Here is a 26,474-nt window from a genome sequence, read left to right as displayed (position 1 = left end):
AAGAATTTTCAGGCGGCCGTGAACGTGACGTTGTGCCAGCCGGTCGCGCCGTCGGGCACGGTGCCCGCGCGCATGTCGGTCTGGGTGTAGCCGGACTTGTCGGTGGCGCGGCAGAACACCTGGTGGACACCCGAGGGGATGTCGATTTCGGTCCACCACATCCGCCAGGTGTTCAGGTTGACCTCCTTCGACAGCGTCGTCTCCTGCCACGGACCCTGGTCCATGCGCACTTCGACCTTCTCGATCCCGGTGTGCTGCGCCCACGCGACCCCGGCGACGCGCACCTTTCCCTTTTGGACGTTCGCGAAGCCGCGGTGGGAGTCGATCCGCGACTCCGTCTTGATCGGCGCCTCGCGGGCCCAGCTGCGCTTGAGCCAGTACGCCTGGCGTGCGTCCCACGTCGTGACCTCGATGTCGACGACCCACTTCGTCGCCGACACGTACCCGTAGAGACCGGGCGTGACCAGCCGCGCCGGGAACCCGTGCTCCAGCGGCAGCGGCTCGCCGTTCATCCCGATCGCGAGCATCGCGCCGCGGGCGCGGTCCTGCCCCGCGGCGACCGGCGTGCCCGACGTCCAGCCGTCGACGCTGGTGCAGAACAGCTGCTCGGCGCCGGGTTTCACGCCGGCTTCGGCGAGCAGGTCGGCCAGGTCGACGCCGATGAAGTTCGACGTCGACACGTAGTCCCCGCCGACCTCGTTGGACACGCAGGTCATCGTGACGGTGCGTTCGACCAGGGGCCGGTTGCGGATGTCGTTGTAGCTGAAGCGGACTTCGCGGTCGACCATGCCGTGCAGGCGCAGGCTCCAGTCCTCGGTGCGCACCTGCGGCACCGACAACGCGGTGTCGACGCGGTAGAACTTGTCGTTGGGGGTCAGGAACGGCGGCGTGCCCAGCTTCGCGAAGTCCGCGTCGGCCGGGATGGTCGGCGCGGTGCGTGCCGGGACCAGCTTGCCGACCGCCGCCCGCGACGCCGTGGCGTCCCGGGACGAGCTGATCAGCTGCCCGCCCAGGCCCGCCGCGCCGGCCCCGACGACCACGCCGGCGCCCCCGAGCAGGAACGCCCGCCGTGACGTGCCGCTCTTCTCGTCGGAGTCCGCTTCCCGCCAGACGCGGGGCGCGATGCGGTGCAGCAGCAAGAACACGGCGATGCCCACGACCAGGCTGGCGATCGGGGCCAGCAGCGCGACGAGCGTCAGGTCCGGCCGCTGGGACACGGCGAACGCGCCGACGAGCCCGAACAGCGCCACGATCACCGTCCCCGGCACCGGGGACCGTCGCGAAAGGACACCCGCCAGCGCTGCGGCCAGCACCATGACCGCGGCCATGCTGCCCAGGAGCACCAGCTTGTCGTAGGTGCCGAAGGTGCGGACGGCGAAGTCCTTCAGCTCGACCGGGGTGAGGTCGATGGCGCCGTTGCCCACCGCGAGGTAGGGCGAGGCGTTGATGCTGATGAAGCCCGCCACCAGGTGCCCGGCCGCCAGCGCGGCGGCGAGTGCGAGGACTCCGGTGAACGCCGCCGCGAAGAAGCGCAGCCGCGTCGGCGTCGGCGGAGCGGGGGTGTCCGGCGGGTGAGTCACTTCGGTAGCGGCCATACCCGTTGTTCGGGCCTGAGGCGGCGCGGTATGGGTCTGTGACCGCGACGACACCCGGAACACGCCCGAACAGGTGACGGCCGGGCCGGTCCGGATATCCGGACCAATACGCGGGGCCTCGACCGACGAATCAACGGCGACAGGTCGTCCACGGCGCACTCCGTTCGCCGTGGGCGCGGCTCGGCTCCGGCCGGGAAGGATTCGCCATGGCCGCCGCGCGCGCCACGTTGACCGCTCTCCGCCCACTACCCGATGCGCCGGCGACGTCCGAGGAACTCCTCGGGCGCGTGGCACTCGGCGACGAGCACGCGTTCTCCGTTCTCTACGACCGGCTCGCCGGTCCGGTCTTCGGGACCGTGCTGCAGGTGCTGCGCTCCCGGCCGTACGCGGAGGAGGTGACGCAGGAGGTGCTGCTCGAGATCTGGCGCAAGGCCGCGCGGTTCGACCCGGCCCGCGCGAAGGTCACGACGTGGGCGCTGACCATCGCGCACCGCCGGGCCGTCGACCGGGTCCGCTCCGAGCAGTCGGCACGCGACCGCGAGGACCGCGTCGAACTGCTCGACGTGCGCCAGCCGTATGACGACGTCGTCGAGACCGCACTGTCCACAGAGGAACACCAGCAGGTCCGCGACGCCCTGTCCGCGCTGACCGAGCTGCAGCGGGAATCCCTGCTGCTCGCCTATTACCACGGACTCACCTGCCGCGAGGTCGCCGAAAAGCTCGGCGTCGCGCTCGGCACCGTCAAGACCCGCGTGCGCGACGGCATGATCCGCCTGCGGGACGCGTTGGGAGCGACCCGATGACCACGGCCGACGTCCACACCCTGACCGGCGCGTACGCCCTCGACGCGGTCACCGACGTCGAGCGGGCCGCGTTCACCCGGCACCTGGCCGAGTGCCCGGTCTGCGCGGGCGAGGTCGCCGAGTTCCGCGCGACGGCCGCGAAGCTCGGACTGGCGGTGACGGCGTCTCCCACGTCCCGGCTGCGCAGCCGGGTCCTCACCGCGGTCGCCACGACGCGGCAGATCCCGCCGTCGGTCCCCGCCAGGCGCAAGCGCGCGACGGTCGCGCTGGCCGCGGTCGCCGCCGCGGCCGCTGTGCTCCTCGGCGGGATCGGCATCGGTGCGCTCCAGTCGTCGTCCCCGACGGCTCAGGTCGCCGAGCCCGCCCCGGACGCGATCACGATCCGCGCGAGCGCGACCGCGGGCGGCGCGGCGACCGTGAGCTTCTCGCGGCAACACGGCGAAGCTGTCGTCACGGCGGAGTCGCTGCCCGAGCTCGACGCGGGTCACGCGTACCAGGTGTGGCTGATCGGGCGCCGCGGCGCACAGTCCGCCGGACTGCTGCACACCGGATCCGGCACGGTCATCGCGGCGCTGCCGGCGGACGTCGACCGCGTCGGCATCACGACAGAGCCCGCGACGGGGTCGCCGCAGCCGACGACGCCGGCGGTGGTCCGGGTGCCGATCACCTGATCCCGGGCGCGCACCGCATCGGCGGGATCAGCGAGCCGAGCAGTCCGCGTCCGCTCGGTGGGGTCTCGGGATCCATCTCCACAGCGCCCCCGCCGCCGCGAAGCCGACCAGGCCGCTCGCCACGATTCCCGCGCCGAGGCCCGCCAGTGCCGTCACCGCCGACAGCACCAGGGGGCCCACCCCCGTGCCGATGTCCGCCAGCTCGTTCCAGATCCCGATGTGCGTCGGCCGGCCCACCTTCGGGGACACGTCGGCGCCGAGGGTCATCACGATGCCCGAGCCGATTCCGTTGCCGAAGCCCATCAGCATCGCCACCACCGTCAGCAGTGCCGCGCCGCTCGCGAGGGGCATCACCAGGAACGACACGCCCAGCACCAGCGTCGCCGGCACCGCCACCCAGCGCCGGCCGTAGCGGTCCATCACCTTGCCGGCCGGGTAGAACGTCAGCGCGTCGACGGCTCCGGCGATGCCGTAGATGATCGAACTGGTCGTCGGCGACAGGCCGATGTGCGCCGCCCACAGCGGCACCACCGTCTGACGGGTCTGGCGGATCGCCGACAACAGGAGGATTCCGACGCCGAGCGTCGCGTACACCCGCCACTGCTGCTTGAGCATGCCCCGGGTCGTGACCGCGGACGCGGCCGCCCGGTCGTCGGCCGTGACCTCCAGGTCGGGCACCCGCAGCACCAGCGCACCCGCCGCGAAGATCGCGGCCAGGCTCACGTAGTACGCGCCGGGCAGCCCGGCGAACTGCATCACCGCGGCACCGGCGAACGGCCCGAGGAACACGCCGATCCGCATGCTCCCGCCCAGCGTCGACAGCGCCCGGGCCCGCATGTGCGCCGGGACGATCTCGGTCAGGTACGTCTGGCGGGCCAGGCTGTAGACCGCGGCGGCCGCCCCGATCAGCGTGACCCCGCTGCCGTAGAGCAGCAGCGACCACGGTCCGTGCCCCGCGTCGACCAGGCAGACCAGCAGGCCCACGACCATGACGGCCGCCGCCACCAGCATCGACCTGCGTTCACCGACCCGGGTCGCGAGCATGCCGGCCGGGATGTTCGCGGCCAGCGAGCCGACCCCGAGCAACGCGGCGATCAGCGCGGCCGTCGACGTGGTCGCCCCGCGGTCGATCGCGCTCAGCGCGATGACCGGCAGCACGGCTCCCTCGGACACCCCGAACAGGGCGGCCGGCCCGTACGCCGCCGCGGCGACCGAGCGCAAGCGGAACTCTTCGACCATGTCCGACCATCATGCGCGACGGCGGCGAACCGCTCGGCACGGGACCGCCGCGGAGTGATCTTCGTCGCTCGGACACGTCTCTTACCAGGGCATTCCGGACTAACAGCTCCAGTGCATCCGCAAGGAGGCGATGTCGTCCCACAGGCCGGCGTCGAAGTTCGCCCAGGCACGGAACCGGCGGTGGTCCGCGCCGCTCGGCGTGGTCCCGACGAACTTGCGCCAGTCGCCCTCGACCGGGTGCTCGGTGGCCAGCGAACCCAGGATGGTGCCGCGCGCGTCGAGCAGGTCGACGTGCCAGATCACCCAGGCGGGGCCGGGTTCGCCGGCCACGGTGCCGTCGAAGGCGGCGGTCCCGTCCGGGAAGAGCGTCCACCGGGCGCCCTCGAAGACCGTGCGGCACCCCCGCCGGAGCGGGCCCCAGGTGAAGGCCCACGGCGTCCAGCCGGCGAGCCGCTCAGCCGCGGCGTTCGCCGTCGCCACGATGACCGACGGATCCATGTCACAGCCTCTCGTCGAACTCGGCCTTGGCGAAGGACAGAGACTCCGGCGACGGCCCTGATACGCCTCAGCGGCCGGGTGTCGCGGGCAACGCGAGGGACAGGGCGAGGGTGCCGTCGAGGAACATCAGCCCGCGCTCGCCGAAACTCCGGAAAGCCTTTTCCACGGCGGAAACCGGCATCGTGAGACCGAGTTCGCGGTGCACGGCCTGAGCGGTCCGCGGCCGGTCCACACAGGCCAGGTAGACGTCGGCGAGCGTGTCGCGGAAGGTGAACGTGCCGTGGGTCTCGGGGTGCCGGCCGTCGTAGATCTGCAGGAAGCCGGGGGCGCAGCGGTACACCAGCACCGGCGGCTGCTTCGCCTCCCAGGCCGCGGTCCACGCCGACACCGCGTCCTTCAGAGGTGCGTAGACCTCGGGTGGCAGCTCGTCTTCCGGGGCGTAGTCGAAGAAGTAGGCGACCCGGTCGATGTCCACAGTGGACGGGTAGACGTGGCGGTAGCTGGACTCGGGCTCCCGCGCCCGCAGCGGGAACCGGCCGGGCTGGGTGAACAGCGGGCTGAACCGCTCGAGCCACAGCCGGTTCGCCCCGGACGGCGGCTGGAGGTGGACGAGGTGCGGGACGGCCGCCGCCTGTGCGGCGTACTCCTCGGCCGGCTCGCCCGGGAACCCGCACAGGATGTTCCAGGCGACCCCGATGCCGTAGTAGCGCGCCCAGCGCAGGAAGTTGACGTTCTGCGCGGCGCGGACGCCCTTGTCCATCAGCCGGAGCACGGCGGAGCTCAGGGATTCCACGCCGGGCTGCAGCTGCGTGACGCCGGCTGCGGCGAGGAGTTTCAGCTGCGCGCGGGTGAGGTTCGCCTTGACCTCGTAGAAGATCTGGTACTCGCGGCCCGCCTCGCTGAGCGCCGGCAGCAGCTCTTTGAGGTAGCCCGGTTCGAGGATGTTGTCGACGGCGTCGAACCGGAAGGTGCGGTAGCGGCGCGCCTGCTCGTCCAGCTCGCCGAGCACCCGGGACGCCGACTTGGCGCGGAAGCGCATGGTCGTGCCGTTGAGGCCGCAGAAGGTGCAGTGGTGCTTGGCGCCCCACCAGCACCCGCGCGCCGACTCGAACGGGAGCGCGATGTGCTCGGTCGGCAGGCCGAGCCGAGCCGCCCGCTCGAAGTACTCGCCGTAGTCCGGCACGGGCAGCTCGTCGAGCCGCTCGTGCGGCGGCTCGGCGGGGGTGGCGACGACGTCGTCACCGACCCGCCGGGCCACCCCGGGGATCGCGCCCGGATCGCCGCCGTTCGCCAGTGCGTCGAGCAGCCGCGGGAAGGCCACATCGCCCTCGCCGAGCACGGCGAAGTCGACGCAGCCCACGGACCGCACCAGTTCCCGGCCCATCTCCCCTTCGAAGTTGGCCCCGCCGAACACGGTGACGACGTCCGGATCGCGCTCCTTGAGCCGCCGGGCGAGCGCGAACGACGCCGCGTTCTGCTGGAACGTCGAGCTGAAGCAGACCACCGGAACACCGGCGAGTTCGTCGGCGACGGCGTCGAGGTACGCGGGAACGTCCTGCTCGCGGATCGCGAGCAGCCGCTCCGGACCGTCCAGGTAGGACAGTTCGGCGCCGAGCTCGTCGAGCAGCTTCCCGTCCGGGTCCGGCGCGGCGTCGCCGAAGGCTTCGACGGAGAACAGCCAGTCCCCGATCTGCCGGCCCCGGTGGTCGGCGAGCCGCCGGTAGTGGTCGAGCCCGATCCGCACGGCGAAGTCGAGGTTGGCGTGCAGGGTGCGCACGGGAAAGCCGTGCTGCCCCGCGATCGCCTTGAGCAGGCCGAGCTGAATGGACGGCCGATCGGCTTCGAGGAACGGCATGGAAACGAGCACCACCGGCGGCGCGGTCATGGAAGTGTCGACCGGATGAAGCGAAGGTGAGGAGTCAGGACCACCCCTACCTGCGGCGGGGAGTAGGACAGGATCAACTCGGCCTGTTCCGGCGAAAACGACCGGTCGAACTCGGTTGCGAGTGGGTCACCGTCCTGGCTGGCGACCCACGCGAGCCCGACGATGTTCTTCATCAACTGCTGCCCCTTGGGCGACAAGCAGGATATGAAGTTCTCGAGCATCTGGTTGAATCCGTCGAGATCCAACTCTTCTTCTGCGGTCATGGAGTGCCTCCCGTTTCCTCACTACCACTGTCTACTTCGGACAATCGCTTCCTCACCTCGTCGGCATCGGGATGAGCCAGCCGGGTCAGGATGTCGTGGGCTCGCTGCCACCCGGACCGGGCCGACTCGATGTCGCCCATTTCGCGGTGCAGGTTCGCGAGTTCGATGTGCACCCGTGCCTCCGTGACCAGGTTCCCGTTACGGTGCACCAGTTCCAGCGCTTTCTCGTAGCAGGCGATCGCCCGCACGTGATCACCGAGCTGCTTGTGCGCGTAACCGATGCTGTGCCAGCTCTGCGTCGCGCCCATGAGATCGCCGAGCTGGGTCTGCAAGTCGAGAGCCTGCTGGCAGTGCTCGATCGCCGACTCGTGTTTGCCGAGCAGGGTGTGGAACCAGCCGACCGCGTTGAGGGCCGTTGCCTGCCCAGCCTGGTGCTCGGCCGCGCGGAACAGCTCCAGTGCCTGCTCCGCGTGCGTGAGCGCGTCGGCAATCTCCCCCTGCCGATCGAGCAGCCACGCGAACTGGCGGTGCGCGTACGCCTGGCCGACGACGTCGTCACTCGCGCTGTACAAGCTCAGCGCGGCCTGGAGGTCCTCGCCGGCTTCGGCGTGCCTGCCGAAGCGGACGTGCGTGCCGCCCAGGTGCAGGTGGGCGAACGCCTGCTTGCGCCGGTCGCCCAAGCGGCGCGCGCCGGCCAGAGCCGTCGTCAGGACGTCGCTCTCGTCGTGCCAGTGCCCGCGCATCGCCAGGAACCGCTGGATCGCCCAGGCCAGCTCCCACACCCGCGCGTCGAACGCGGCATCGACGTCGACCGCCTGCAGCAGCACCCGGTGCTCCGTCTCGAACCACGCCAGCGCCCGCCGGTGGTCGACGATCCGCTCCGCCTCCGCCCCCTCCGGCAACGGAGTCAACGCGGGCGGGACCTCCAGGCGGGGATCGAGGAACCCGTCCGCGTGGTAAGCCGTGTGGGCGTAGTGGCCGAGCAGCCGGTGGACCGCCGCCGTCCGCTCAAGGGCGGTGTCGGACTCCTGGACCAGCTCGTCGGCGTACGCGCGCAGCAGGTCGTGCATCGTGTAGCGGCCGGGTGCGTGCTCCGCGACCAGGTGCGCGTTCGCGAGCTCGGCCAGCAGCGGCCGCACCCGGGCGGCGGGCAGGCCGGCCAGGCTCGCCGCCGCGCGGGTGCCGATGTCCGGGCCGCGGTGGAGACCCAGGAACCGGAACAGCCGGGCGGCCGCGGGGTCCAGCCACCGGTACGACCAGGAGAACACCGCGCGGGGGTCGGTCGCCGGGTCGGCGCCGGCGAACTCGTCGAGGCCGCCGCGCGCGTCGCGCAGCTGGCCGGCCAGCGCGGCCAGGCTGAACGCGGGGTACGTCGCCGCGCGCGCCGCCACCACGGCCAGCGCCAGCGGGAGGTGCGCGCACAGGCCGATGATCTCCTCGGCCGCGCCCGCGTCGGCCGCCAGCCGGTCGGCACCGATCCGGCGGCGCAGCACGGCGTGCGCCTCGGCGTCGTCGAGGAGGTCGACGACGAACGGGTGCGCTCCCTCCGTGACCAGGCCGGCGAGCTGGTCGCGGCTGGTCACCACGACCACGCAGGCCCGCGCGCCGGGCAGCAGCGGCCGCACCTGCCCGGCGTCGCGGGCGTTGTCCAGCACGATCAGGACCCGCCGGTTCGCCAGCAGCGTCCGGTACAGGCCGACCTGCGCGTCCAAGGTGGACGGGATCCGCTCCGCCGGCACTTCGAGCGCTTCGAGGAACCCGCGCACCGCCGCGGCCGGCGTCATCGGCGACCCGGCGGGGTCGAAGCCGCGCAGGTTGACGTACAGCTGGCCATCCGGGAAGTCACCGGCGACCGAGTGTGCCCAGTGGACGGCCAGCGTGGTCTTGCCGACCCCGGCGGTCCCCGAGAGGACGACGGTCCGCGCGGCCGGCGACGGTCCGCCGGTCACCTCGCCGAGCCGGCGCAACGCGTTCTCGCGGCCCGCGAACCCCGGGGTGTCCGGCGGCAGCTGGGCCGGCGACGACGACGTCACGACCGGCACCACGGGAGCCGCTGGAGCCGCCGCCGGCAGCTCGCCCCGCAGGATCGCTTCGTGCAGCGCGCGCAGCTCGGGGCCCGGGTCGGTGCCGAGCGCCTCGGCGAGCCGCTGCCGCACGACGGCGTAGCGGTCGACGGCTTCGGCGTCGCGCCCGGCCTCGTGCAAGGCGCGCATGAGCAGGACTTCCAGGGGTTCCGTGAGCGGGTACTCCGCGGCGAGGTCGGCCATCGCGGCGATCACCGCGTCGGGCCGGTGCAGCCGGAGCTCGAGCTCGCCCCAGCGCACGGCCGCGTCGAGCCGTCGCCGGTGCCACGTCGCGCGGACCCCGTCGGCCCAGTCGCCCCGCAGGCCGGCCAGCGGCGCGCCCCGCCAGAGGAGCAGCGCTTCGCGCACCGCGGCGGCCCGGTTCTCCTCGGTTTCGGAGACGTCATTTCCGCGTTCGACCAAATGTGCGAACCGGTTCAGATCAACCGCGCCGGGATCGATTTCCAGCACGTATCCCGCGTGGCGCCGGGCGACCTCGGTCTTTGTCCCGGTCAGCTCGGTGACCTCGGTGAGCAGCTGCCGAATTCGGCTCAGGTGGGAATACACCACATTGCGCGCTTCACCCGGCGGGTCGTCACCCCAGACGCGGTCGATGAGTGTCTCGATCGACACCGGGCGTCCGGCGTCGATCACGAGCGCCGCCAGGACGGCCTGCCGCCGCGGCGTCCCGACGTCCAGCGGCTCTCCCGCGACGCGGAGCTGCACCTCCCCGAACAGCAGGAACTCCATGCGGCGGACTCCCCGTGCTCGACGCGCCCCGACCGGCCCCGTCGATGCTGCTCGCCCCGCAAGGTCTCTGCAAGGTCGGCGAGCAGGGCGTGGCGAAATCGTGAACCCGGGAACATCCCAGTCCGAGGAGGGGCCATGCACGACTCGCCGGTGACATTGCTGGAAAATGCCGCTCGAGGTGCCGAATGGGCTTGGCGGGATATCGTCGAACGATATTCTTCGCTGATCTCGTCGGTGTGCGCGCAGTACCGGATCGGCAATGCCGACACCCAGGACATCAGTGGCGCGGTGTGGCTGCGGCTGCTGGTGAACCTGCCGAAGCTCCGGGAACCCGAAGCGCTGCCCGGCTGGCTGCGCACCACGACCCGGCACGAATGCCTGCGGCTGCTGCGCCACCGCAACCGGCAGATCCCGACCGACGACCCGCTGCTCGGCGAGCTGACCGAGCCGGCGTTCGACGCCGGGCTGATCGGTGCCGAACGCCGGGCCGCCGCCCGCCGCGCGTGCGCCCGGCTGCCCGAGCGGGACCGGGAGCTGCTCGCGCTGCTGTTCTGCGACCCGCCCAAGTCCTACCAGGAGATCAGCGCGACGCTCGGCATCCCGGTCGGCTCGATCGGCCCGTCGCGGGCGCGGTGCCTGGACCGGGTGCGGCGCACGCCGGCGATCGCGGCGCTGCTGGCCGACGAGCCGCACTCCGGTGGTCATGGTCTCCGGAGCGGGCAGCGGGCCGCTTGATACACCGGGGTTCACGGGTGCTGGTTCTGGAACTGGAACTGCACGCGCACCGAGCCGTCGAGCGGGACGACGACCGTCGCGCCGCTCGCCGACCACCGGTCGGCCACCAGGAACATCCGGTCCTTCCCGTGGATCAGCAGGCGCAGGTTCCGGTAGCGGTAGTGGAAGGCCTGTCCGTCGGAGGCCGGCGGCAGCAGGGTCTCCTGGATGCCGGGGCTCCGGAGGAACAGGCTTTCCTTGGTGTCGAGGATGACGCTGGGCAGCTTGTCCAGGCGGCTCGCCTCGTACATCGCGAGTCCGCGGCCGGACCACTGCGCCACGGTCGCGGTCAGCCAGAACGCGCTGACGGCGATCGCGACGTAGCCGAGGACCGCCGAGATCCGGCGCGGCGGCGTCGGGTCCGCCGGCGGGAGGGCCTGCCGCCGGACGAACGAGCCATACCGGAACAGCGTGCCGCCGACGGCGATCAGCAGCGGGGTCACGAGCCCGTACAGCCGCCAGTCACGCAGGAACGCGTACCCGGACAGCAGCAGGAGCCCGGCGGCCAGTGCGGCCAGGCCCAGCACCTGGCCGCAGCGGCCCAGCCGGGCCGCGGCACGGGTCCGCCGCCGGACGACGGCGTGCACCGCGACCGAGCCGGCACCGACCGCGGCGAACACCAGCAGCGGCGTGAGCAACGGCTGCGGGCTGCGCATGATGTAGTCCTGCGTCCCCAGCCCGATCGTGTCGACGTCGACGCCGAAGTACTCGTACTGCGCCCGAGCGGAGACGTAGCCGAAGTAGAACAACAGCGCGCTGAGCAGGGTCAGCGGCGGGATGACGGCCTTGCCCGCCTCGACGAAGCGCTCGAACCGGCCGGGCCCCTCCTCCGCCACCGGTGTCACCCGGTCGTGGCGGTGGTTTCGGGCGTCGACGGCCCGGGGAGCTCGTCCGGCTGGGTCAGGCCGATGGAGCCCGGGCGCACCCGGTCCCGCAGGTCCCGGCACGCGCTCGCCGACGCGCAGGTCGCCTTGCCGCCGATGGTCAGCCGGGCGCTGCCGCCGGTCCCGCGCGCTTTCACCGCGACCGAACAGCTGTCGCCGTTCGCGTGGAAGGTGAACGACGAGCAGGCGTCCGTCCCGCCGCAGCCGCCGCCCACGCTGAACGCACCCGCGGGCGAGAGCCGGATTCCGGTCACCTTCACGCCCTGGCCGGGCAGGTCGCCGGCCTGCAGCCAGCTGACGGTGACGCACTGCTCTTCGGCGGTCGAATCGTCGGAGCCACCACCGATCGGCAGCTGCGCGATCGAGATCGCGACACCGTCGTCGGCGGATCTCGCGGTCTGCGGGCCGGTCGGCTCGGTGCCCGGAGCCGGCATCGACGACTCCGTGGTGGTGGAGCCGGTGTCGCCGGGAACGGCCGGGTCGGCGCAGCCGGCGGCGAGCACGGCGACAAGGACGAGACTGCTGGTGCGGAACAAGGTCATCGCGGTACCTCCTCGGCGTTCAGAGCCGCGGGAGAGCACGGTGATACGCCGTCCGGTCCGAGAACGCGGGTTCGCGTCGTGAACCAGACGGCCAGGGCGCCGAAAGCCAGCGCCGCGCCCAGGATCGCCGAGCGCGCCCAGCCCGCCGCGGCGAACACCATCGTGGTCGCCGTGGCCCCGAACGCCGAACCCAGCGAGTAGAACACCATGTACGCGCCGATCGTGGTGCTCGTACGGCCGGCGGACGCGGTCGTCAGGATGTGCTGGTTGCCCACGTGCACGACCTGGACCGCGAAGTCCAGCACCAGCACGCCGGCGGCCAAGAACACCAGCGACCAGCCCAGCTGCCCGATCAGCGCCCACGACCCGAGCAGCAGTGCCAGCGCGATGCCGGTGGCCCGTCCCTGATGACCGGCGTCGCCCCAGCGGCCGGATCCCGCCGCCCCCAGGGCGCCCGCGAGGCCGGCGATGCCGAACAGCCCGATCTGCGTCTCGCTCAGGTGCCACGGCTCACCGGCCAGCGGGAGCGCCAGGCCGCTCCACAGTGTGCCGAACGAGGCGAACAGGAAGAACGCGATCAGGCCGCGGCCGAGCACCAGGGGCCGGGCGAACATCCCGGCGAACGACCGGAGGATCTGCCCGTACGGCTCGGTGCCGGTCCGGACGTCGGCCGGCAGCGCGACGAGACACAGCACGCACAGCACCGAAGCCAGCGCGGCCAAGGCGAAGTAGCTGCCGCGCCAGCCCCACAGGTCCGACAGCGCGCCCGTGCCGGCCCGGGCGCCGAGGATGCCGACCACCACGCCGGACGTCACGATGCCGAGGTTGCGTCCCCTTTCGGGAGGCGGCGAGAGCGACGCCGTGTACGCGACCGTCGTCTGCACCACCACCGCGAACACCCCCGCGACCGCGAGGCCGCCGAACGCGATCCCGGCGGTCGGCGCGGCCGCCGTGACCGCCAGGCCCACCGCCACCAGACCCAGGTGCGCGGCGATCAGCCGGCGGCGGTCGAGCCGGTCACCCAAGGGCACCAGCAGCACCAGCCCGGCCAGGTAACCCAGCTGGCCCACGGCCACGAACCAGCCGAGCGACTCGCGGGGAACCCCCAGCTCGTCGCCCATCGGGCCGAGGACCGGCTGGCCGGCGTAGACACCGGCGACCGCGACCCCGCACACGACCGCCAGCAGCAGTCTCGTCCCGCGTCCCACCACACCTCCCCGATTGGTTGCGATTTGCAACTCTTCGGAGAGTAGGTCAGAATGGTTTCATTACGCAACTCAGTGGAGCAGCAATGTGGACGGACCCGACCTGCCCGGTCGCGCGGGCGGTGGACCTGATCGGCGATCGGTGGAGCCTGCTGATCGTCCGGGACGCGATGGACGGCGCCCGCTCGTTCACCGACTTCCAGCAGCGCACGGGCATCGCCCGCAACATCCTCGCCGACCGGCTCCGCAAGCTGGTCGCCCACGGCCTCGTCGAGCAAGTCGAGGCACCGTCGGGGAAACGCCTCCAGTACACGCTCACCGCGGCCGGCAAGGACCTCTTCGCCGTGATCGTGACCCTGCGGCAATGGGGTGAGCGGCACGCCTTCGACGACGGCGAGCCACATTCGGTCCTGGTCGACGAGCACGGCGCCGTCGTCCCGCCGGTGGTTCCCGCGGGCCCGGACGGATCACCCCTGACCAGCGAGACGACCTCAGTGCGGAAGTGAGCCGAAGCGCTTGCCCAGCCACTCGGTGATCTCGGCGGCGGCCAGCTCGTTGCCCGTGGGCTCGCCCTCGGCGATGGCGCCGCCGAAGTGGAGGCCGCGAACCGTCGCCGTCGTCAGGTCCGAGGCGCCGAGGGCGTTGATCATGCGCCGGGAGTCCGCCGGGAACGCCGCCTGGTCGCCGGTCAGCTCGATGAACAGCGTCGGGACCGTGACACCCGGTGCGCAGCGGACGAAGTCGGCGCGGGAGCTGAGGCCGGACCACGTCGACAGCCACGCTTCGGGCGTGGCGAGCCGGCCGAAGCCGACCAGGCCGTAGTCGATCAGGTCGGGGCGCTTGCCGAACAACGAGCCGTACGGGCGCTCGCTGGGGTCCAGCGTGAGGTCGACCGTGCGCGGGTCGGCGTCGGTGCGGAACACCGTGATGACCCGCGGTGCCAGCGCACGGCGGCGGTCTTCGGCCCGGCCGCCGGCCTTGAACGCCGTGCGCGCGGCCGCGGTGCCGGCCAGGTGCGAGCGGGCGACGGCGTCGATGCGGGCGACCCGGTCGCGTTGCGCCGCGCGGTAGCGGTCGAGGAATTCCGTGGTGTAGGAAGATTTTCCGGGCGGCTCGGCGAAGCCGTTGGCCGGGGAGAACGGGTCGAGCTCCGGGACCACGGACAGCGGGTCCGTCTCGTCGGCCACCGACGGGTCGATGCAGGCGAGCAGCAGCTTGCCCTGACCGGGGTGCGGCGCCAGGAAGACGACGCCGTCCGGCACCGGCATCTCCGCTTCGGCCAGCCGGGTCGGCCGTCCGCCCGGAGTCGTCGCGACGCGATCGGAAGAGGCGGCCTGCTCGCAGTAGTACGCGAAGAGCGTGCCGCCGCCCGAATGACCCAGCAGCACCCGCGAGTCGAAACCCTGCTGCCGCAGGAAGACCTGGCCGGCGGCGACGTCGTGCAGCGCCTGCTCGTGGACCAGGTTGAGGTCGTTGTTCACCGAGCGGGTGTGCTGGGTCCACACCGCGACGCCGGCCCGCAGCAGCAGGGGGACGAGCGGGTGGTGCGCCAGGTCCTGACGCGGGTGCATCAGGGTCACGACCGTCCGCGCACCGGCCACAGTGGACAGTATGCCGCGCACGGCCGCGCCGTCCGCGGTGGTCAGCTCGTGCAGCGTGGACGGCGGCCGCTCCCCCGCCGCGAGGTACCGGCCGGCGCCGAGCCGCTCGCTCACACCGGCTCCACGCGCAGCGCGTTCTTGTCGTGCTGGGTGATCCGGCTGTCGCGGGCCACCCCGGCGATGCACGAGTACCAGACCGCGTGGCGGCAGCCGGTCGCGCGCCGGTCGACCACGATCGCACCCGGCGCGCCGATCTCGAAGTACGGCCCGATCCGGCCGACCGTGACGGCGGGGTCTTCGTCGGCGATCTTGGCCACCGCCGTGTTCTCCGGGACGTCGAGGACGTACAACGTCGTCATCGCGCGGGCTCCCAGTCCGCCGCCCGCTCGACGATCAGCTCCGCCTTGCGCGCCAGCAGCTTCCCGAACGTCGGCTCCGGCTCGCCGACGACGTCGAGCAGCGCGTCGATGGTCAGGTTCGCGTCCAGGTCCTCCTGGGGCGTCACCGGCCGCATCGCGCGGGTGATCTCGAACATGTAGCCGTTCGGGTCGTGGGTGTAGATCGACTCGATGGTCTCGTGCTGGATCTGCATTTCGACCGGCCACGCGCTCGCGTCGAGCCGGCGCCGGTACTCCAGCAGGTCCGCCTCGTCGTTCACGTGGATCGCCAGGTGCCGCGACCGCACGAAGTACTCCGGGACGTCGGCCCCGAACCGCGCGTAGACGTCGCCCTGGACGCCGGGGGCGCCGCCGACCGCCGGCTCGGTGCCGAAGTAGTAGAAGAACGCGATCCGGTCGTCGTTGCCGATGTCGAAGAAGAAGTGGATGAAGTCGGGGTGGTCCTCCGGGCCCCAGCCCGCCGCGCAGATCGAGTGCACGACCGGGAACCCGAGCACGTCCCGGTAGAAGCGCACCGTGGCGGCGGGGTCGAAGGTGGGGAAAGCGACGTGGTCGACGCCCCGCACCCGGTGGTCCAGCTCGGTCATGACTGCCTCCCGCGTGGTCTCGTGAAGTTCACGGTACGCGAGAGTCGACGGAGGCGTCAATATTCTGACGCCTGTGCTGAATGCCACTCGGACGTCGAGGATGTGCAGGCGTCACGATGCCTACTCGTGTTCGCTGCCAGGATGACGACCGCCAAACGCGTACCGTCCACGCTGGACTTCCCCACCGCCTTCTGCGCGTCGCCGAGATCGAGGCGGGCAACGCGGCCAAATCCGTTCTGCACCACCTGCGGCTGCCGGCGCTGGCGTATCCACCCGAGGCGATGATCGACACCGGCCTCGATCCGGACGGGTGGCCGGGCCTGTCGACCTTCCCCGTAGCCCGGTCGCTGCTGGAAGCCGCAGCGCTGTCGAGCTGGTCGCTGACACCGGACAAAGCCGAGCGGCTTCGCCGATGCGCCCAGCTTCAGATTTGGTCGGCGAACGAGGGCCGCAAGAGCGACGTCGGCCTTGTTCAAGGGGAGGCACGCTCAGTGGAAGTGGTCCGCAAGAACGTCGAAGCCGCCGGTTTCGAGGTCCGGGAGCTCGGCCGCCACCAGGACCTCGGCGTAGTCGTGAACGGCGACGTGAAAGCCTTCTACATCTCTGGCGTGATCTCCGCCGGCCTCGGCGAGACAGGCCGACGGCTCTATCGCTCATGGAGCGGGCTCGCCCATCACGTCTCGTGGGCCGTCTCCCCGTGGACCACGCTGGACCTGCGTGACGACAAGGCCGGGATGTACCTGCCCGCCTCGAACTTCGAGGACAAGCACCTGGAACTCGCCGCCGATGTCGCCGCCATCGTCCTCGCCGCCGGCCGGTCAGTGGCAAACTTCTACGGCCGCGACCGGCAAGCTTTCGACAGGCCCTGTCAGCAGGTGGAGACCAGGCTCAAGAGCATGATCCCGATTACCCGGAACGCCCTCGGCCGGCCCGACGGCGATCCCACCCAGCGCTGAACCGGACCCGCGCTCAGGCCCGGCAGCCGTTCGAGAACGGCACGTGTCAGACGTCGAGGATGCGCTCCAGGTGGTCGAGGTCCTGACGCAGCATCTTCAACGCCGCGGCCGGCCCCTCCCCATCGAGAACGTGCTGGTCAGGACGCTGCAGCGCACCCACAGCCATGTCGGCGAGCTGCTCGACGACGACGTCCGCCGTGTCCCGTCCGCCGGGGTGGAACCACCACGCCACCCAGTTGCACATGCCGAGGACGCCCAGCGCCGCGACGCGGGCGTCGACCGGCCGGAACCGGCCCGCGCGCACGCCCTCGTCGATGACCCCGGCGATCGTCTTGAGCACCGCGCGGCGGCCCTCGTCGTAGGCCTCGGTGAGCGCGGCGGGCAGCTCGGCCTCCGACCGGATGAGCAGCCGGAACCGCTCGGGCTGCCGGACGCGGCGGCCGACGATGATCTCCACGATGCCGCGCAGCTTCGCCACCGGGTCGAGATCGCGCGCCACCAGCTCGGTGAGCTCTTCCAGGGGGCCGTTGGTGACCTCGGTGACGAGCTTGGCGAGCAGCTCTTCCTTGCTCTTGACGTAGTAGTAGAGCGCGGGCCGCGTGATGCCGAGCGCGTCGGCGATGTCCTGCAGGCTCGTGCCGGCGAAGCCGCGCTCGGCGAAGAGCCGGGTGGCGTGCTCGTAGAGCTCGTTCTCCACCAGTTCCCGCCGCGCGGTGGTCCCCTTTTCGCGGGACCCGCCCCGCGGTGTGCTGCCGCTCATCCCTGTGATGGTAGAGGTCCCGCGAGCAGCCGACCGGCTCCCGGCAGCCGCGGCGCGAGGTTCAGGCCCCGCAGGAGCGCGTACGCGCCGGCGGTGGCGGCCGACAGCACCGGCAGCCCGAACTCGGTTTCCGCGGGCTCGACCAGGTCCAGCGAGGGCATCTGGACGCAGGCGGAGATGACCAGCGCGTCGGCCTCGGCCAGGTCCAGCCCCCGCGCGGCGGCGAGGACCCGGTCGCCGGGGATGCACCCGACTTCGGCGTTGTCCGCGACTTCGAGCGCGACCCAGTCCACGACGTCGAAGCCCTCGGCCCGCAGATAGGCCACCACTTCTTCGGCCAGCGGCCGCAGGTACGGCGTCACGAGGGCGATGCGACGCGCATCGAGCGCACGCAGCCCTTCGACGAGCGCCCCGGCACTCGACAACACAGCCGGGTGCGCGTCACGGGCCGCCAGCTGCCCGGTGACGGCCTTCTCCGTGCGCTCGTGCTCGCCCGGGCCCTGCGCCATCACCGCGACCAGGCACGCGTAGAGCAGCGCGTCGACACCCGCGTCGGCCAGCTCGTCGACGCAGCGTTCGCGCTGGGCGTTCATCGCGCGCAGTTCCTCGGGCGACACCTGGTGCATGCGCATCCGGCTGCTGTGGAAGGAAAACGCGGCGGGGTGCCGCGCGAGCAGCGCCGGGATCTCCGTCTCGACGGTGACGTTCGAGCTGGGGACGACGAGACCGATCCGGTGCGGGGTCACGGGGTTTCTCCTTGTTCGGTGGCGACCTTCGCGGCGATCTCCGCCTGCAGCCGCTTCTTGTCCAGTTTTCCGACGAGGGTGCGCGGGATTTCGGGGACGACTTCGACGCGTTCGGGCCACTTGAACTTCGCCACGCCCTGCTCGGCGAAGTGCCGCCGGACTTCGGGCAGGTCCAGCGGCCCGCCGGCGACGAACGCGCAGGTGCGCTCGCCCAGCCGCGGGTCGGGCATGGCCACCACGGCGGCCGCGGTGACGAGCGGGTGGCGCAGCAGGAGCAGCTCGACCTCTTCGGCGTTGATCTTCTCGCCGCCGCGGTTGATGACGTCCTTGATCCGGCCCTCGATCGACACGTACCGCACGCCGTCGAACACGCGCACCGCGGCGAGGTCGCCGGTGCGGTAGAAGCCGTCGGCGGTGAACGCGCGCGCATTGTGCTCTTCGGCGTCGAAGTAGCCGCGCAGCGTGTACGGGCCGCGGCAGCAGAGTTCGCCGATCTCGCCGTCCGGGACTTCTTCATCCGTCCCGGGTTCGAGGACGCGCACTTCGTCCATTTCGGACAGTGGCGTACCGACGGTCGTGGCCCGCGCGGCCCGGGGTGCGCCCGGCCGCGTCGTCAAGAACAGGCCCTCCCCCATGCCGAACAGCTGCGCCGACCACAGCCCGCGCCGCTCGAGGTCGTCGAACAGCGCGGGCGGGACCTTGCTGCCCGACAGGACGACCTGGGTCAGCGCGGCCGCCGCGGCGGCGAACTCCGGGTGCCCGGCGGCCCGGAAGTGGCCGTGCCCCAGCAGGACGTGCGTGGCCGCTTCGCGCGCCAGCAACGGGAGCGACGCGTCGAGGTCGGCGGTGCCGAGGATCAGCGAAGCGCCGACGCTGTGCGAGGCGTGCAGCGCGCAGACGATCCCGGCGTTGTGGACGATCGGGATCAGGTGGGCGACGCGGGTTTCCGGGGTCCAGCCCCAGGATTGCGCGTAGGCGAGGGCGTTGTACCAGTACTCGGCGTGCAGCCGCGGGATCACCTTGGGTACGCCGGTGGTGCCGCCGGAGAGCTGGAACACCGCGACCTCGTCCGGGCCGATCCGCGCCTGGATCTCCTCGACGGTCTTGCGCGCGGCCCCCGCGTCGACGTCCTGCCCGAGCCGGGAGACGGCGATCCCGCGTGGATCGTCGCCGAGCACCAGGACGTGCCGCAGGGTCGGGTGATCGCGACCTTGCTCGAGCGCGAAGCCGACGAGGTCGAACCCGCCGGTCTCGACGAGGTGCGCGACCGCGCCCACCCGGCGGCTGATCTCGCCGATCTCGTGCCCGCGATGGGCCGCCAGGGTGCACACCGGCACCAGGCCCGCCTTGAGCACGCCGTACCAGGCGAGCACCGTGGCCAGCCGGTTGCCGGCCTGGAAGAGCACGGGGTCGCCGGATTCGAGGCCGAGCCCGGCGAGCCCCGCGGCCAGCAGGTCGGTGCGTTCGTCCAGCTCGCGGTAGGTGACGCGGCCGTCGAGCGCGACGACGGCGTCGCGGTCCGGGTGGGCCAGCGCGATCCGGTGCAGCTGGTCGGCGATCGTGCGGGTGCCCCACAGGCCGCCGTCGCGGTAGGCGCGCACGGCGTCCGCCGGGTACGCGACGACCTTGTCACCCCAGCTCATGCGGTCTCCTCGATCAGGTCGGTGCGGGCGCTGACCAGGCCGGCGGCCAGGTCGTCCCGCAGCGCCGCCGGTCCTTCCACCAGCACGATCCCACCGGCTTCGAGCCGGACGCGCTCGGCGAGGTCCAGCCGGGTGAGCAGGGCGCCACGGTCACCCGGTCCGGTGAACCGGAATCCCGCCGCGCCGCGCTCCCGGGCTTCCCGAGCGCGCGCCACGACCGCGTCACCGGCCGCGTCCCACGGGTCGGTGACGACGTCGTCGACCGTGACGAGACCGTCGGGCGGGGCGGGCGGCTGGTCGAGCACCCAGTCGACGAGCCCGTCCGCCGGGGGTGGCGTCCCGGCGTACTGGGTCAGCGCCGTGGCGACGAGGTCCGGGCTGGTGGCCGCGAAGCGGTCGAGGGGGACGTTCCCGGCGCGGGTCATGTAGGCGACCATCAGCCGTTCCACCGGCAGGTCCAGCCGGGACGGGAACGACTCCCACCACAGGCGGCTCCGGCGGGCCAGTTCCTGCAGCCGTTCGACGGCCGGCCGCCGGTCCGCCTCGTACCGGGCGAAGGCTTCGGCGGTGTCATCCGCGTCCCGAAGGGCGTCGACCAGGCCGATCGCGTCCTCCATGGCCAGTTTCGTGCCGGAGCCGATGGAGAAGTGCGCGGTGTGCGCGGCGTCGCCCAGCAGGACGGTGTTCCCCGCCGACCACCGGACACAGTGGACGGTCCGGAACCGCAGCCAGCGCGTGCGGTTGCCGATCAGCCGGTGCCCCCGCAGCGGCTCGGCGAACACGTCTTGCAGGTATCGCAGGGAGACCTCGTCGGAATCCCCGTCGTCGACGGCGTGGTCAAAACGGGCTCGCCGCCAGGTGGCTTCGTCGGTCTCGATGAGGAACGTGCTGTTACCCGTGCCGTACGGATAGGCGTGCGTGACGAAGACGCCGTGCTCGGTCCGCACCGGCTCGAACAGGGCGTCGTCCAGCGCGAAATCGGCTCCGCACCAGAGGTACAGGCCCCGCCCGGTGCCGATCCGCGCCCCGAAGTCCCCCTGCTCGCGGGTCGCGCTGCCGACGCCGTCGGCGGCGACCACCAGATCGGCGTCGAGGTCGGCGGCCGACCGGCGGGTCCCGAAGTTCAGCTCCACCCCGGCCTTCTCCGCGTGACGCTGCAGGATGGCCAGCAGCTCGGTGCGGGCGACGCCGACCAGGCGGTCGTTGCGGACCCGGGCGACCCGGCCGCCGACGCGCAGGGTCATGTCGTGCCGGCAGCCCGCGGCGACCAGGTCGCGCAGCGTGTCGGGGTCGGCGGCGGCCAGCTTGCGCTGGGTGCCCGCGGCCAGCCCGACGCCGAACCCGAAGGTCGTGTCCGGCTCCCCCTGCTCGTGCACGGCGACTTCGCAGGACGGAAACGCGAGCTTGAGCAGTCGCGCGGCGTAGAGCCCGCCAGGCCCTCCACCCAGCACCGCGACTCGGCGTGGCTGCATCCCGACCTCCTTGTTTGACGATTACGTCGACTATTTGACGTCAAGGACCACAGCTCGTCAAGAGGGTTGACTCTTGTCACATGCGTTGAATAGTCTACGCCTCAGTTAGCAGATCTTCTCCGCGCAAAGGAGCGTGAGTCATGGCCTATGTCATCGGCGTGGACGTGGGCGGCACGTTCACCGACGCCGTTCTCGACGACGACGCCGGGACCGTGCTCGCCGCGAAGTCCCCCTCGACCCCGCCCGACTACTCGCAGGGCGTGCTCGACGTGCTCGGGCTGCTGGCCGAGCAGCTCGGCCGGTCGCTGCCGGAGATGCTGGCCGACACCCACCACATCGCCCACGGGACGACGTCGTCGCTCAACGCGCTGGTGACCGGGAACGTGCCGCCGGTCGGCTTCCTCACCACGAAGGGCCACCGCGACTCGATCTTCATCATGAACGTCGAGGGCCGCTACCTCGGGCGCTCGCCGCACGAGCTGCAGAACGTGCTGCGGCAGAAGAAGGACCACGGCCTGCTGCCGAAGCGGCTCGCGCTCGAAGTGACCGAGCGGATCGACCGCGACGGCGCGGTCGTCGTCCGGCTCGACGAGGACGAAACCCGCGCGAAGATCCGCGAGCTGCTGGCCACCGGCGTCCGCGCGATCGCCGTCTCGCTGCTGTGGTCGTTCCGCAACCCGGCGCACGAACAGCGGATCCGCGAACTGATCCGCGAAGCGGACCCGGACGTCTTCGTCGCCCTGTCGTCCGAAGTGAGCCCGCGCATCCGCGAGTTCGCCCGCAACGCCACCACGATCATGAGCACGCAGATCGGCCCCGGCCTGCGCGACTACCTCACCACGCTCGAAGACACGCTGCGCGAGAACCGGCTTTCCGGACCGCTGCTGGTGATGCAGAGCAACGGCGGCGCGGTGGCCGCCCAGGAGGCGCCGGCCGCGGCGATCAGCACCGTCGGGTCCGTCCTCACCGGCGGCGTGATCGGCTCGGTCGCACTGGGCCGCCAGCTCGGCCACCGGAACATCATCTCGACCGACGTCGGCGGCACGACGTTCCTGGCCGGCCTGGTGGTCGATGGCGAACCGGTGCGCGACACCACGACCGTCATCAACCACCACCCGATCAACGTCCCCACGCTGCGGGTCGACGCGATCGGCTCCGGCGGCGGCGCGATCGCCTGGCTCGACGCCGGCGGCAACCTGCGGATCGGCCCGCACAGCGCCCAGGCCGTGCCCGGTCCCGCGTGCTACGGCAACGGCGGCACCGAGCCGACCAACACCGACGCCAACCTGGTGCTCGGCATCCTGCCCGAGCGCGGGCTGCTCGGCGGCCGCAAGCCGCTCTCGCTCGAGCTGGCGCGCGAAGCGATCGACACACACATCGCCAAGCCGCTCGGCCTCACCGTCGAGGAGGCCGCGGCCGCGATCTACACCGTGCAGAACGCGCAGACCGGCGACCTGCTGCGCAAGACCGTCGTCGAAGCCGGGCACGACCCGCGCGGGTTCGTGCTCTACGCGTTCGGCGGCGCCGGCCCGGCGCACTGCGCGGGCTACGCGGCTGAAGTCGGGTGCACCGAAGTCGTCGTCCCGCTCGGGCCGGTCGCGTCGGCGTTCTCGGCGTTCGGGCTCGCGTCGTCGGACATCGTGCTGGCGGCCGAACTGTCCGACCCGCTGAACGTCCCCTTCGACCCGCGGCGCGCCGAACGCAACTTCGACCGGCTGGAACAGCGCGTCCGCGAAGGGCTCGACCGGCAGGGCCTGAAGTTCGAAAAGGTCGAGCTGTACCGGGAAATCGACATGCGGTACTCGATGCAGCTGGCCGAGGTCACGACTCCCGTCGTCGAGGGACCGCTGGACATGGCGGCGATCGAGGAAGCCGCCACCGGGTTCGAAGAGCGGTACGCCACGCTGTACGGCAAGGACGCCGGGTTCCGCGAAGCCGGGATCCAGGCCATCACGTTCCGGGTCCGCGGGGTCGGCGTCCTGCCGTTCAGCCCGCGGCTGCCCGACGTGCCGGCCGCGGACTCGGCCGCCGCGCCGGCCGGCACCCGGCCCGTGTGCCTCGACGCCGCCTCGGGCTACGTCGACACCGCCGTCTACGACTACCGCGAGCTGCGCAGCGGCCACGTGCTGACCGGCCCGGCCATCGTCGAGGTCCCGACGACGACGGTCGTGGTCCCCGCCGGCTCCACCGGAACCGTCGACCACCTCGGCAACCTCACGATCAGGAGCGCCGCATGAGCATGCCCATCCCGGGTTCGGAGCAGTTCTCCAGCCGTCCCGTCGACCTCGGCGAGCTGCGGCGCTCGCTGCCGTCCTCTTTGGACGTCCACAGTGTCACCCAGGACCAGGTCGACGCCCTCGACCCGCTGACCTACGAGGTCATCCGGCACCGGCTGTGGTCGGTCACCGACGAGATGGGCGAGGCGCTCAAGCGCATGTCCGGCTCGCCGATCGTCACCGACGCCAACGACTTCGACTTCGCCATCTCCGACGAGCTCGGCCAGGAGGTGCAGGTCGGCCTCTACAACACGATGCTCGTCGGCGCGGTCGACCTCGCCATCTACTGGACGCTGCGCAACCGCGCCGCGAACCCGGGCATCGAAGCCGGCGACATGTTCCTGTGCAACGACCCCTGGGTCGGCGGCGGGCTGCACCAGAACGACGTCATCGTCTACCAGCCGGTGTTCCACGACGGCAAGCTGTTCGCCTGGACCAGCGCCATCGCCCACCAGCCGGACCTCGGCGGCGTCGGGCTCGGCTCCTTCTCCCCCGCCGCCGAGGACGTCTTCTCCGAGTCCCTGCCGACGCCGCCGGTGAAGGTCGTCCGCGACGGGCGGCTGCAGCGCGACGTCGCCGACCTGTGGGTGCGCCGCTCGCGCGTGCCGATGCTCGTCGGGCTCGACCTGCGCGCGAAGATCGGCGCGAACAACGTCGGCGCCGAACGCCTGCACGCGCTGATCGAGCAGTACGGCCCCGACACCGTCAAGGCCGTCATGAAGCGGATGATGTCCGACGCCGAAAGCCGGTTGCGGGACAAGCTTTCCGCGTTGCCCGACGGCTCCTGGTCGGCGACCGGCTACCAGGACCAGTCGCACGAGGGCGACCGCGGCCTGCACAAGATCACGGTCAAGACCACCAAGACCGGCGACCACCTCACGTTCGACTTCACCGGCACCGACCCGCAGGCCGGCGTCATCAACTGCACGTACGCCGGCATGCGCGGCGGTGTGATGCTCGCGCTGCTGCCGATCCTGGCCGGCGACATCCCGTGGTCGGCGGGCGGGCTGATGCGCTGCTTCGACCTCGTGACCGAGGAAGGGACGCTCAACAACGCGACGTTCCCGGCGGCGGTCGGCCGCGGCCCGATCGGCCCGGCCTGGCTCACCGGCAACCTCATCGCCGAGTGTCTCGCGCAGATGCTCGACCGGGACCTCGAGCTCGGCAAGAGCGTCCAGGCGACGTGCTGCGGCACCTGGGACACCGCGGTGATCGCCGGCCTCGACGAACGCGGCGAGGCGCCCGCGCCGTTCCTCAGCATCATCATGGAACCGATGGCCGGCGGCTACGGCGCGCGCCCGGACGCCGACGGCATCGACACCGGCGGCCTGTTCTGCATCCCGATGGGCCGCGTTCCCGACGTCGAGATGACGGAGTTCCTCTACCCCGTACTGACGTTGTGGCGGCGCGAGGTCCCCGACTCCGGCGGGCCGGGACGGCACCGCGGCGGGCTCGGCGCGTCGATCGCGATGACCCCGCACGGCACCAGCATCCCGATGGGACTCGTGCTGGCGTCGGCGGGCAAGGCGATCGCGCAGAACGGCGGGCTCGCCGGCGGGCACCCGGGCAACAGCGGACTGGACGTCGTGGCGAGGCAGAGCCCGGTCGCTTCCCTGCTGGCGTCCGGCCGGATTCCGTCCACTATGGACGAGCTCGGCGACGCGCTGGAGCCGGGGCAGAACTACGCGTCGAGCTACCTCGCACCCGGCGAGGTGTTCGCGATGACGTGGCAGGGTGGCGGCGGCTACGGCGACCCGTTGCTGCGCGACCCCGCCGCCGTGGCGCGCGACCTGCGTGAAGCCAAGATCACCCCGTCGGCGGCCACCGACGTCTACGGCGTCGTCGTCCACGACGGCGTGGTGGACGCGGCCGCGACCGAAGCCGAACGTGCGCGGCAGCGTTCAGCACGGCACTCACGCTCGGCGTTGTCAGGGCCGTCCCTCGGCAAGACGAGCCTGTCCGGCGCCCGCCGGCTCGACGACAACCTGGTCGAGCCCGCGGACGGCGGCCTGGCCTGCGGCCACTGCGGCGAGCACCTCCGCACAGCGGACGGCGAACCGGCGGTGGCGGTGTACGAGGGACCGCCCACGGAGGCGGGCCCCCAGATCATCGCGACGGCGGCCGACTACGTGGACGCGTCGGTGGTGTTCCGGCAGTACTGCTGCCCGTCCTGCTGGACGGCGGTGTACTCGGGCGTCGTCCCGGTGGACCACCCGAACTCCCTGCGGGCCCTCGGTCACCTCGTCGGGTGATCACCCGCGTAGGGCGGGTCCGATCCACCGCCGGACGAGGGCCCGGATCCCGTCGTCGGTGAGCGGCGGGGTCGAGGGGTACTGCAGGAAGGACAGGAACAGGCGCATCAGGAGCTCCGCGAGGCCCTGGAGGTCGTCGTCGGTGGTGACGCCGACGGCGGCCCAGTCCACCGGGACGTTGCGGAGAATCCTCGCGCCGTAGGAGAAAGCCAGCGGCGAAATGACGCCGACCGTGAAGAAGTCGGCTTCGCCCGCCTGCAGGAGCAGGCCCAGGTGCGGTTCGCCGGGCAGCGTCCGGGCCGCGAACACCACCGACTCCACGGCGACTTCGGTGGCGCTGCCGAACGTGGCGAGGTGGCGTTCCATCCGCCCGGCGAACTCCTCGACGCCGGCCAGGGCGACCGCGCGCAGGATGTCGTTCAGGCTCGGGAAGTAGCGGTAGACGGTCTGCCGCGTCACCCCGGCCTCGGCGGCGACGTCGGACAGGCTGGTCTTCGCGAGCCCGGCCCGGTCGAGGCACGCCGTCGCCGCGTCGACGATCCGGCGGCGGGCCTCGTCTTCCGTGCCGGGCGGGTTGCCCCGCCATCCGTGGTGCCCCATGCGCCCCATCT

The 26,474-nt window shown here is 71.9% G+C and carries 24 protein-coding genes; 7 read left to right on the top strand and 17 right to left on the bottom strand.

Annotated features, from left to right (window positions below):
* Positions 1-8: 8 nt before the first annotated feature.
* A complete protein-coding gene (locus tag ACZ7OU_RS26635; RefSeq protein ID WP_470257183.1) occupies positions 9-1,595 on the bottom strand; it encodes a molybdopterin-dependent oxidoreductase in 1,587 nt (528 codons plus the stop codon).
* A 206-nt stretch (positions 1,596-1,801) separates the two neighbouring features.
* On the opposite strand from ACZ7OU_RS26635, the gene sigK reads away from it, so the two are divergent.
* On the top strand, positions 1,802-2,398 hold the full coding sequence (gene sigK, locus ACZ7OU_RS26630; protein WP_470257182.1) for an ECF RNA polymerase sigma factor SigK: 597 nt from the start codon (positions 1,802-1,804) through the stop codon (positions 2,396-2,398).
* Positions 2,395-3,069, top strand: a complete 675-nt coding sequence (locus ACZ7OU_RS26625; protein WP_470257181.1) for an anti-sigma factor — start codon at positions 2,395-2,397, stop codon at positions 3,067-3,069. The genes sigK and ACZ7OU_RS26625 overlap by 4 nt, the downstream gene beginning before the upstream one ends.
* A 27-nt stretch (positions 3,070-3,096) precedes the next feature.
* On the opposite strand, the gene ACZ7OU_RS26620 is transcribed toward ACZ7OU_RS26625, so the two are convergent.
* The 5 genes from ACZ7OU_RS26620 to ACZ7OU_RS26600 form a co-directional block, all read right to left on the bottom strand.
* Positions 3,097-4,308 (bottom strand): MFS transporter, encoded by a 1,212-nt coding sequence (locus tag ACZ7OU_RS26620; protein ID WP_470257180.1) that lies wholly within the window; start codon positions 4,306-4,308, stop codon positions 3,097-3,099.
* A gap of 99 nt (positions 4,309-4,407) precedes the next feature.
* Positions 4,408-4,806 carry a DUF6294 family protein gene (locus ACZ7OU_RS26615; RefSeq protein ID WP_470237366.1) on the bottom strand — a complete coding sequence of 133 codons (399 nt, stop codon included), beginning with the start codon at positions 4,804-4,806 and terminating at the stop codon, positions 4,408-4,410.
* A gap of 67 nt (positions 4,807-4,873) precedes the next feature.
* Positions 4,874-6,691, bottom strand: a complete 1,818-nt coding sequence (locus ACZ7OU_RS26610) for a RiPP maturation radical SAM C-methyltransferase (RefSeq protein WP_470257179.1) — start codon at positions 6,689-6,691, stop codon at positions 4,874-4,876.
* The gene (locus tag ACZ7OU_RS26605; protein ID WP_470257178.1) at positions 6,688-6,954 is read right to left on the bottom strand and encodes a hypothetical protein; all 267 of its coding nucleotides are present in this window, start codon (positions 6,952-6,954) and stop codon (positions 6,688-6,690) included. Before ACZ7OU_RS26605 ends, ACZ7OU_RS26610 begins: the two co-directional genes overlap by 4 nt.
* On the bottom strand, positions 6,951-9,767 hold the full coding sequence (locus ACZ7OU_RS26600; RefSeq protein ID WP_470257177.1) for an AfsR/SARP family transcriptional regulator: 2,817 nt from the start codon (positions 9,765-9,767) through the stop codon (positions 6,951-6,953). Before ACZ7OU_RS26600 ends, ACZ7OU_RS26605 begins: the two co-directional genes overlap by 4 nt.
* A 135-nt stretch (positions 9,768-9,902) precedes the next feature.
* Between ACZ7OU_RS26600 and ACZ7OU_RS26595 the strand changes: the two genes are divergently transcribed.
* Positions 9,903-10,502, top strand: a complete 600-nt coding sequence (locus tag ACZ7OU_RS26595) for an RNA polymerase sigma factor (protein WP_470237370.1) — start codon at positions 9,903-9,905, stop codon at positions 10,500-10,502.
* An 11-nt stretch (positions 10,503-10,513) separates the two neighbouring features.
* Here ACZ7OU_RS26595 and ACZ7OU_RS26590 read toward each other — a convergent pair whose 3' ends face one another.
* Genes ACZ7OU_RS26590 through ACZ7OU_RS26580 form a run of 3 tightly spaced genes read right to left on the bottom strand, consistent with a single transcriptional unit; the run spans position 10,514 to position 13,175 of the window.
* On the bottom strand, positions 10,514-11,377 hold the full coding sequence (locus tag ACZ7OU_RS26590; protein WP_470257176.1) for a hypothetical protein: 864 nt from the start codon (positions 11,375-11,377) through the stop codon (positions 10,514-10,516).
* Positions 11,378-11,382: 5 nt separating this feature from the next.
* Complete coding sequence (locus tag ACZ7OU_RS26585) at positions 11,383-11,967, bottom strand: hypothetical protein (RefSeq protein WP_470237372.1); 585 nt, start codon at positions 11,965-11,967, stop codon at positions 11,383-11,385.
* Positions 11,964-13,175, bottom strand: a complete 1,212-nt coding sequence (locus tag ACZ7OU_RS26580) for an MFS transporter (RefSeq protein ID WP_470257175.1) — start codon at positions 13,173-13,175, stop codon at positions 11,964-11,966. Before ACZ7OU_RS26580 ends, ACZ7OU_RS26585 begins: the two co-directional genes overlap by 4 nt.
* A gap of 83 nt (positions 13,176-13,258) precedes the next feature.
* On the opposite strand from ACZ7OU_RS26580, the gene ACZ7OU_RS26575 reads away from it, so the two are divergent.
* Positions 13,259-13,678: a winged helix-turn-helix transcriptional regulator gene (locus ACZ7OU_RS26575; protein WP_470257174.1), complete on the top strand. Its 420-nt coding sequence runs from the start codon at positions 13,259-13,261 to the stop codon at positions 13,676-13,678.
* Here ACZ7OU_RS26575 and ACZ7OU_RS26570 read toward each other — a convergent pair.
* Genes ACZ7OU_RS26570 through ACZ7OU_RS26560 form a run of 3 tightly spaced genes read right to left on the bottom strand, consistent with a single transcriptional unit; the run spans position 13,664 to position 15,758 of the window.
* Positions 13,664-14,887 carry an alpha/beta fold hydrolase gene (locus ACZ7OU_RS26570; RefSeq protein WP_470257173.1) on the bottom strand — a complete coding sequence of 408 codons (1,224 nt, stop codon included), beginning with the start codon at positions 14,885-14,887 and terminating at the stop codon, positions 13,664-13,666. The genes ACZ7OU_RS26575 and ACZ7OU_RS26570 overlap by 15 nt on opposite strands.
* Entirely contained in the window at positions 14,884-15,132 is a 249-nt protein-coding gene (locus tag ACZ7OU_RS26565; RefSeq protein WP_470257172.1) for a hypothetical protein, read from the bottom strand. The genes ACZ7OU_RS26570 and ACZ7OU_RS26565 overlap by 4 nt, the downstream gene beginning before the upstream one ends.
* Positions 15,129-15,758 carry a VOC family protein gene (locus tag ACZ7OU_RS26560; RefSeq protein ID WP_470237377.1) on the bottom strand — a complete coding sequence of 210 codons (630 nt, stop codon included), beginning with the start codon at positions 15,756-15,758 and terminating at the stop codon, positions 15,129-15,131. The genes ACZ7OU_RS26565 and ACZ7OU_RS26560 overlap by 4 nt, the downstream gene beginning before the upstream one ends.
* Before the next feature lie 116 nt (positions 15,759-15,874).
* On the opposite strand from ACZ7OU_RS26560, the gene ACZ7OU_RS26555 reads away from it, so the two are divergent.
* The gene (locus ACZ7OU_RS26555) at positions 15,875-16,714 is read left to right on the top strand and encodes a hypothetical protein (RefSeq protein ID WP_470257171.1); all 840 of its coding nucleotides are present in this window, start codon (positions 15,875-15,877) and stop codon (positions 16,712-16,714) included.
* Between the two features lie 46 nt (positions 16,715-16,760).
* On the opposite strand, the gene ACZ7OU_RS26550 is transcribed toward ACZ7OU_RS26555, so the two are convergent.
* From ACZ7OU_RS26550 to ACZ7OU_RS26535, 4 genes are read right to left on the bottom strand one after another with little or no spacing between them, the layout of a single operon-like run.
* Positions 16,761-17,474: a TetR/AcrR family transcriptional regulator gene (locus ACZ7OU_RS26550; protein WP_470257170.1), complete on the bottom strand. Its 714-nt coding sequence runs from the start codon at positions 17,472-17,474 to the stop codon at positions 16,761-16,763.
* Positions 17,471-18,220, bottom strand: coding sequence for a maleate cis-trans isomerase family protein (locus ACZ7OU_RS26545; protein ID WP_470257169.1), 750 nt, complete (start codon positions 18,218-18,220; stop codon positions 17,471-17,473). Before ACZ7OU_RS26545 ends, ACZ7OU_RS26550 begins: the two co-directional genes overlap by 4 nt.
* Entirely contained in the window at positions 18,217-19,863 is a 1,647-nt protein-coding gene (locus ACZ7OU_RS26540; RefSeq protein WP_470257168.1) for a (2,3-dihydroxybenzoyl)adenylate synthase, read from the bottom strand. The genes ACZ7OU_RS26545 and ACZ7OU_RS26540 overlap by 4 nt, the downstream gene beginning before the upstream one ends.
* The gene (locus ACZ7OU_RS26535; RefSeq protein ID WP_470257167.1) at positions 19,860-21,335 is read right to left on the bottom strand and encodes an FAD-dependent monooxygenase; all 1,476 of its coding nucleotides are present in this window, start codon (positions 21,333-21,335) and stop codon (positions 19,860-19,862) included. The genes ACZ7OU_RS26540 and ACZ7OU_RS26535 overlap by 4 nt, the downstream gene beginning before the upstream one ends.
* A 140-nt stretch (positions 21,336-21,475) precedes the next feature.
* On the opposite strand from ACZ7OU_RS26535, the gene ACZ7OU_RS26530 reads away from it, so the two are divergent.
* Complete coding sequence (locus ACZ7OU_RS26530; protein ID WP_470257166.1) at positions 21,476-23,572, top strand: hydantoinase/oxoprolinase family protein; 2,097 nt, start codon at positions 21,476-21,478, stop codon at positions 23,570-23,572.
* Positions 23,569-25,863 carry a hydantoinase B/oxoprolinase family protein gene (locus ACZ7OU_RS26525; protein ID WP_470257165.1) on the top strand — a complete coding sequence of 765 codons (2,295 nt, stop codon included), beginning with the start codon at positions 23,569-23,571 and terminating at the stop codon, positions 25,861-25,863. The genes ACZ7OU_RS26530 and ACZ7OU_RS26525 overlap by 4 nt, the downstream gene beginning before the upstream one ends.
* Here ACZ7OU_RS26525 and ACZ7OU_RS26520 read toward each other — a convergent pair whose 3' ends face one another.
* Complete coding sequence (locus tag ACZ7OU_RS26520) at positions 25,864-26,463, bottom strand: TetR/AcrR family transcriptional regulator (protein WP_470237385.1); 600 nt, start codon at positions 26,461-26,463, stop codon at positions 25,864-25,866.
* Positions 26,464-26,474 lie beyond the last annotated feature (11 nt).

It is taken from the genome of Amycolatopsis sp. NPDC114505, from assembly GCF_055633615.1.
Note: the sequence above shows the minus strand (reverse complement) of the source record. Positions and strands in the feature narration are given on the sequence as shown.

What these genes read in the sequence shown, in the direction of transcription:
- ACZ7OU_RS26635 (WP_470257183.1), bottom strand. Translation starts at nt 1,595, where the DNA reads ATGGCCGCTACCGAAGTGACTCACCCGCCGGACACCCCCGCTCCGCCG.
- sigK (WP_470257182.1), top strand. Translation starts at nt 1,802, where the DNA reads ATGGCCGCCGCGCGCGCCACGTTGACCGCTCTCCGCCCACTACCCGAT.
- ACZ7OU_RS26625 (WP_470257181.1), top strand. Translation starts at nt 2,395, where the DNA reads ATGACCACGGCCGACGTCCACACCCTGACCGGCGCGTACGCCCTCGAC.
- ACZ7OU_RS26620 (WP_470257180.1), bottom strand. Translation starts at nt 4,308, where the DNA reads ATGGTCGAAGAGTTCCGCTTGCGCTCGGTCGCCGCGGCGGCGTACGGG.
- ACZ7OU_RS26615 (WP_470237366.1), bottom strand. Translation starts at nt 4,806, where the DNA reads ATGGATCCGTCGGTCATCGTGGCGACGGCGAACGCCGCGGCTGAGCGG.
- ACZ7OU_RS26610 (WP_470257179.1), bottom strand. Translation starts at nt 6,691, where the DNA reads ATGACCGCGCCGCCGGTGGTGCTCGTTTCCATGCCGTTCCTCGAAGCC.
- ACZ7OU_RS26605 (WP_470257178.1), bottom strand. Translation starts at nt 6,954, where the DNA reads ATGACCGCAGAAGAAGAGTTGGATCTCGACGGATTCAACCAGATGCTC.
- ACZ7OU_RS26600 (WP_470257177.1), bottom strand. Translation starts at nt 9,767, where the DNA reads ATGGAGTTCCTGCTGTTCGGGGAGGTGCAGCTCCGCGTCGCGGGAGAG.
- ACZ7OU_RS26595 (WP_470237370.1), top strand. Translation starts at nt 9,903, where the DNA reads ATGCACGACTCGCCGGTGACATTGCTGGAAAATGCCGCTCGAGGTGCC.
- ACZ7OU_RS26585 (WP_470237372.1), bottom strand. Translation starts at nt 11,967, where the DNA reads ATGACCTTGTTCCGCACCAGCAGTCTCGTCCTTGTCGCCGTGCTCGCC.
- ACZ7OU_RS26575 (WP_470257174.1), top strand. Translation starts at nt 13,259, where the DNA reads ATGTGGACGGACCCGACCTGCCCGGTCGCGCGGGCGGTGGACCTGATC.
- ACZ7OU_RS26565 (WP_470257172.1), bottom strand. Translation starts at nt 15,132, where the DNA reads ATGACGACGTTGTACGTCCTCGACGTCCCGGAGAACACGGCGGTGGCC.
- ACZ7OU_RS26560 (WP_470237377.1), bottom strand. Translation starts at nt 15,758, where the DNA reads ATGACCGAGCTGGACCACCGGGTGCGGGGCGTCGACCACGTCGCTTTC.
- ACZ7OU_RS26555 (WP_470257171.1), top strand. Translation starts at nt 15,875, where the DNA reads ATGCCTACTCGTGTTCGCTGCCAGGATGACGACCGCCAAACGCGTACC.
- ACZ7OU_RS26550 (WP_470257170.1), bottom strand. Translation starts at nt 17,474, where the DNA reads ATGAGCGGCAGCACACCGCGGGGCGGGTCCCGCGAAAAGGGGACCACC.
- ACZ7OU_RS26540 (WP_470257168.1), bottom strand. Translation starts at nt 19,863, where the DNA reads ATGAGCTGGGGTGACAAGGTCGTCGCGTACCCGGCGGACGCCGTGCGC.
- ACZ7OU_RS26535 (WP_470257167.1), bottom strand. Translation starts at nt 21,335, where the DNA reads ATGCAGCCACGCCGAGTCGCGGTGCTGGGTGGAGGGCCTGGCGGGCTC.
- ACZ7OU_RS26530 (WP_470257166.1), top strand. Translation starts at nt 21,476, where the DNA reads ATGGCCTATGTCATCGGCGTGGACGTGGGCGGCACGTTCACCGACGCC.
- ACZ7OU_RS26525 (WP_470257165.1), top strand. Translation starts at nt 23,569, where the DNA reads ATGAGCATGCCCATCCCGGGTTCGGAGCAGTTCTCCAGCCGTCCCGTC.
- ACZ7OU_RS26520 (WP_470237385.1), bottom strand. Translation starts at nt 26,463, where the DNA reads ATGGGGCACCACGGATGGCGGGGCAACCCGCCCGGCACGGAAGACGAG.